This is a genomic window from Dietzia sp. UBA5065 (genome assembly GCA_002415925.1).
Taxonomy (GTDB): Bacteria; Actinomycetota; Actinomycetes; order Mycobacteriales; family Mycobacteriaceae; genus Dietzia.
Map to the genome: position 1 here is coordinate 343 of DIAZ01000141.1, position 4,464 is coordinate 4,806.

Consider the following 4,464-nt stretch of genomic DNA (forward strand, 5'->3'; position numbering starts at 1 on the left):
GGCCAGCGCCTTGTTCACCGTCTCGCGGGAGGCGCCGACGAGCTGGGCGATCTCCTCCTGCGTGAGGTCGTGCGTCACGCGGATGTTGGGGCCCTCCTGCGTGCCGAAGCGCTGGGCCAGCTGCAGCAGGGCCTTGGCGACGCGGCCGGGGACGTCGGTGAAGATCAGGTCGGCGAGGTTGTTGTTGGTGCGGCGCAGGCGGCGGGCCAGCACGCGGAGCAGCTGGTCGGAGATCTCCGGGCGCTCGGCGATCCAGCGTTTGAGCGCGGAGCGGTCCATGGACTGCACGGCCACGTCGGTCACGCACACGGCCGAGGAGGTCCGCGGGCCCGGGTCGAAGATGGACAGCTCGCCGAACATGTCGGACGGGCCGAGGATGGACAGCAGGTTCTCGCGGCCGTCCGGGGCCTTGCGGGAGAGCTTCACCTTGCCGGAGGTGACGATGTACAGGCTGTCGCCCTGCTCGCCCTCGCGGATGATCACGTCACCCTTGGAGTACTCCTCGGCGGTGAGGTCGGCTCGCAGCGCCGAGATCGCGGCGGGTTCGACACCCTGGAAGATTCCGGCCCGGGTGAGCACGTCGTCGGCAGACTGGTCCGTGCGGCGATCGATCGTCACAGTCTGTGACCCTCCGTTCGGGCGTGGACATGGGTGTCCGCGCCATGGCGTGCGTGTGGCGAAAGCCACTGTAGCCGGTAGATCGCCCGAGATGTGCCCAACGCGCGGTCGGAGCGGGACGTCAGTCGTCGATCTGCTCTGGTTGGTCGAGGATCGCGTTCTCGAACCGGTCCATGAGGAGTGCGAAACCGGCGAGGAGGACCGGGACCAGGACGACGAGGATTCCCTGCATGCCCCCGAGTAAACACCCCCGGACGCCGGTACACACAGCCGGCGTGTCGGCGGGGGGCCGACCCGCTCGTCCGGCGGGCCGTAATGTGGACTCATGCCCGACCCCGCCCCGGCCTCCACGACGCGCCGCAGACGGGGGGCGGCCGCGAGGGGGGTGGAAACCGACCTCGGGCGCACCCGTCGAGCCCGCCGCATGCTCCGCACCCTCGAGGAGGCGTTCCCCCACGTGTACTGCGAGTTGGACTTCTCCGATCCGCTCGAGCTGAGTGTGGCCACAATCCTGTCGGCCCAGTGCACGGACAAGCGCGTCAACGAGGTCACGCCGGCGCTGTTCGCCCGCTACCGGACGGCCGCAGACTACGCGGCCGCGGATCCCGAGGAGCTCGAGGCCCTGATCCGGCCGACCGGCTTCTACCGCAACAAGGCCCGGAGCATCCAGGGCCTGGGCGCGGCGTTGGTGGAGAGGTTCGACGGCGAGGTGCCGCGGCGGCTCGAGGACCTGGTCACCCTCCCCGGCTTCGGGCGAAAGACGGCCAACGTGGTGCTCGGCAACGCGTTCGGGGTGCCCGGCCTGACCGTGGACACCCACTTCATGAGGCTGGTGGCGCGGTGGCGCTGGACGGAGGCCACGGACCCGGTGCGCATCGAGCGTGAGGTGGCGCGCCTGCTCCCGCGGGCGACCTGGACCGACGCCAGCCACCGGATCATCTTCCACGGGCGTCGGGTGTGCCACGCGCGGACGGCGGCCTGCGGGGCGTGCGTCCTGGCCGACGACTGCCCCTCCGCGGGCGAGGCCGGCCCGCTCGATCCCGTGGCCGCCGCCCGCCTCGTGGCGGGACCCGAACGCGACCACCTGCTGGAACTGGTCGGGCTGGGGGATCGGGTGTGAGCGCCTCGCTGAGATGGTCCCTGGTGGCGTTGGTGGCGCTGGTCGGCGTCGTCGTCGCCCTCCTCTCCACCCTGGCCGACGACGACGAGGCCGGCGGCCGAGCCGCGTCCACCCCCACCGCGCCGCCGGTGGGCGCGCCCCCGGCGGACGAGCCGCAGACGGTGGTCGACGCGGGGACCCGCGCCTCGGCCGGGCTGCCGGCCTGCCGCGACAGCGCCGTTCCGGCCACCACCGACGGCCCGGTGGCCGGGTTCATGGTGCGGTGCATGGACGACGGGTCGACCACCACGCTCGGCAAGATCCAGGCGGGCCGGCCGATGGTGGTCAACCTGTGGGCGTACTGGTGTGAGCCGTGCCGCCGCGAGCTGCCCGCGATCCGCGACGCGCAGGCCGCGCTCGGCGGCGACGTCGCGGTGGTGCTCTCCCACACCGACCCGTCGGAGACCAAGGGGTTCGACACCCTGGCCGCGCTCGGGATCGACGATCTGATCTCCGTCTCCGACCAGGACGAGGAGCTGCCGACCCTGCTGGGCGCGCCGCCCGTCCTGCCCCTGACGGTGTTCGTCAGGGCCGACGGGACCGTCGCGCACGTGTTGGTCGAACCGATGGACAGCGAGCGGGACGTGCTCGACGCCGTGGAGGAGTACCTGGGGGTGGCCGCGTGACCGGCACCGGGCGGAGCGGGCCGGTGCCCCGGCCCGGCGACGTGACCGGCGTTCCGCACCCCGGCTGGATGGATCCGCTCATGGCGGCGTGCACCGACGGCAGCTTCGACGGGCTGCTGCCCAGGCGCAGGCCCCCGGAGGACCGCGGGCCCAACGAGGTGGGGCGCCCGCACCGCGACGCCGCCGTGTTGGTGCTGTTCTCCGGTTCCGCGGATGCGCCGGGCCCGACGCCCCCGGAGGACGCCCGCGTCCTGCTCACCCACCGCGCGCCCACGCTGCGCAGCCACTCGGGACAGGTCTCGTTCCCCGGCGGCGGGGTCGACCCCACCGACAGCGGCCCGGTCGAGGCCGCGCTGCGCGAGGCGTGGGAGGAGACGGGACTTGAGGCCTCGGGCGTGGATGTGCTCGCGGTGCTGCCCGAGCTGTACATCCCCGTCTCCAACTACTCGGTGGCCCCGGTGCTGGGGTACTGGCGCGAACCGATGGAGGTGGGGGTCGTGGACGCCGGCGAGACCTCGCGCGTCATGACGGTGCCGGTGGGCGAGCTCCTCGACCCGGCCAACCGCTTCCTGCTCCGGCACTCCACGGGCTGGACCGGGCCGGCGTTCCTCCACGACGACCTGGTGGTGTGGGGCTTCACCGCCGGGATCATCGCGGCGATGTTCCACTCCGCCGGCTGGGACCTGGACTGGGACACCACCGACATCCGCGACCTCGAGGAGACCCTGGCGGCCTCGGCGAACGGTGAGCGGTACCGGATGTCGGCCGAGGAGGCGCGACGGGAGTCCTCCGACCCGCTGGCGGACCGGACGGTCGCCGGGGTGCCGGGAGCCCGGTCTGCCTTCCCGGACGCGGCCCCCGCCACCGCCGTCCCTGCCACCGCCGAGGAGCCGCTCGACCTGCCCGCCGACAACCCCCGCAGGGGATACCGGTGACGGGCTCGCAGTGGCTCGACTTCGCGCTCTACGCCCTCGCCGCGGCCGCGGCGATCTCCGGCTGGATCAACGGCGCCGCCGCCTCGGGATTCGCGCTGCTGGGCGTCGGCATCGGCGCCACCTCGGGACTGCTCGTCGCGCCCCACCTGGTCCGCGAGATCGACGCGCCGGTGGGTCGGCTCGTGGCGGGGCTCGCGATCATCGCGGTGATGGTGATCGTCGGCCAGGTCGCCGGTGTGACCATCGGTCGCGCCGCCCGACGCTACATCTCCGGCACGGGGGCCAAGCTCCTCGACAGCACGGTCGGCGCCGTGTTCCAGGCCGCGGCCGTGCTGCTCGTGGCGTGGCTCGTGGCCGTCCCGATCGCGGCCCAGGAGGGCCCCGGCCCGGGCAAGGCGGTGCGGGGGTCCTCGGTGTTGGCCAAGATCGACGACGTCGCGCCCGAGCAACTGCAGAAGATCCCCGCCGCGTTCACCGCCATGCTCGGCACCACCGGGTTCCCGGACATCCTCGGCCCGTTCGGCACCACCCCCATGCAGGAGGTCGCGCCGCCGGACCCGGTTCTCGCCGGATCCGAGGTGGTGGCGAGGGTGGAGCCGTCGGTGCTCAAGATCCTGGGCCGGGCGGAGTCCTGCAGCCGGGCGCTCGAGGGGTCGGGCTTCGTGGCCGCCCCCGGGCTCGTCATGACCAACGCGCACGTGGTGGCGGGCACCGGCTCGGTGAGGGTCGTGGTCGGTGACGAGGAGCTGGACGCCGACGTGGTGGTCTACGACCCGCGGGTCGACATCGCCGTCCTCCGCGTGCCCGGTCTGGAGGCGCCGGTGCTGCCCTTCGCCGAGCGGCGGTCCAGGACCGGCGACGACGCTGTTGTGGTGGGCTTCCCCGGGAACGGCCCCTTCCGGGCGGACTCGGCCCGGATCCGGGAGCGGGTGACGCTGCGTGGTCCGGACATCTACCGCGAGCAGACCGTCGAGCGCGAGGTGTACATCCTCCGGGGCACGGTCCGTGAGGGCAACTCGGGCGGGCCGCTGATCACACCGGAGGGCGAGGTCGTGGGTGTGGTGTTCGGCGCCGCGATGGATGCCGCCGACACCGGGTACGCGCTCACCGTCGAGCAGGTGTTGCC

General features: G+C 73.2%; 4 protein-coding genes and 1 pseudogene. 4 read left to right on the forward strand and 1 reads right to left on the reverse strand.

Translation table 11 applies throughout. From position 1 onward, the window contains the following. Window positions 1-618, reverse strand: a 618-nt coding sequence (locus B4M60_RS11335) for a Crp/Fnr family transcriptional regulator (protein WP_291083825.1), incomplete at its 3' end; no start/stop codon positions are given. A 325-nt stretch (window positions 619-943) separates the two neighbouring features. Between B4M60_RS11335 and nth the strand changes: the two genes are divergently transcribed. The 4 genes and pseudogenes from nth to B4M60_RS11355 all read left to right on the forward strand — a co-directional run. Next, a complete protein-coding gene (gene nth / locus B4M60_RS11340) occupies window positions 944-1,738 on the forward strand; it encodes an endonuclease III (protein WP_291083828.1) in 795 nt (264 codons plus the stop codon). Further along, complete coding sequence (locus B4M60_RS11345) at window positions 1,735-2,403, forward strand: TlpA family protein disulfide reductase (RefSeq protein ID WP_291083831.1); 669 nt, start codon at window positions 1,735-1,737, stop codon at window positions 2,401-2,403. The genes nth and B4M60_RS11345 overlap by 4 nt, the downstream gene beginning before the upstream one ends. Window positions 2,404-2,483: 80 nt before the next feature. Continuing rightward, window positions 2,484-3,149, forward strand: a pseudogene (locus tag B4M60_RS11350) (NUDIX hydrolase); the annotation flags it as partial. 185 nt (window positions 3,150-3,334) lie between these two features. Beyond that, window positions 3,335-4,464: MarP family serine protease (locus B4M60_RS11355; RefSeq protein WP_291083837.1), on the forward strand; the 1,130-nt coding region annotated here is incomplete at its 3' end.

Excerpts from the sequence above, each read along its gene's own strand:
- nth (WP_291083828.1), top strand. The coding sequence starts at position 944 with ATGCCCGACCCCGCCCCGGCCTCCACGACGCGCCGCAGACGGGGGGCG.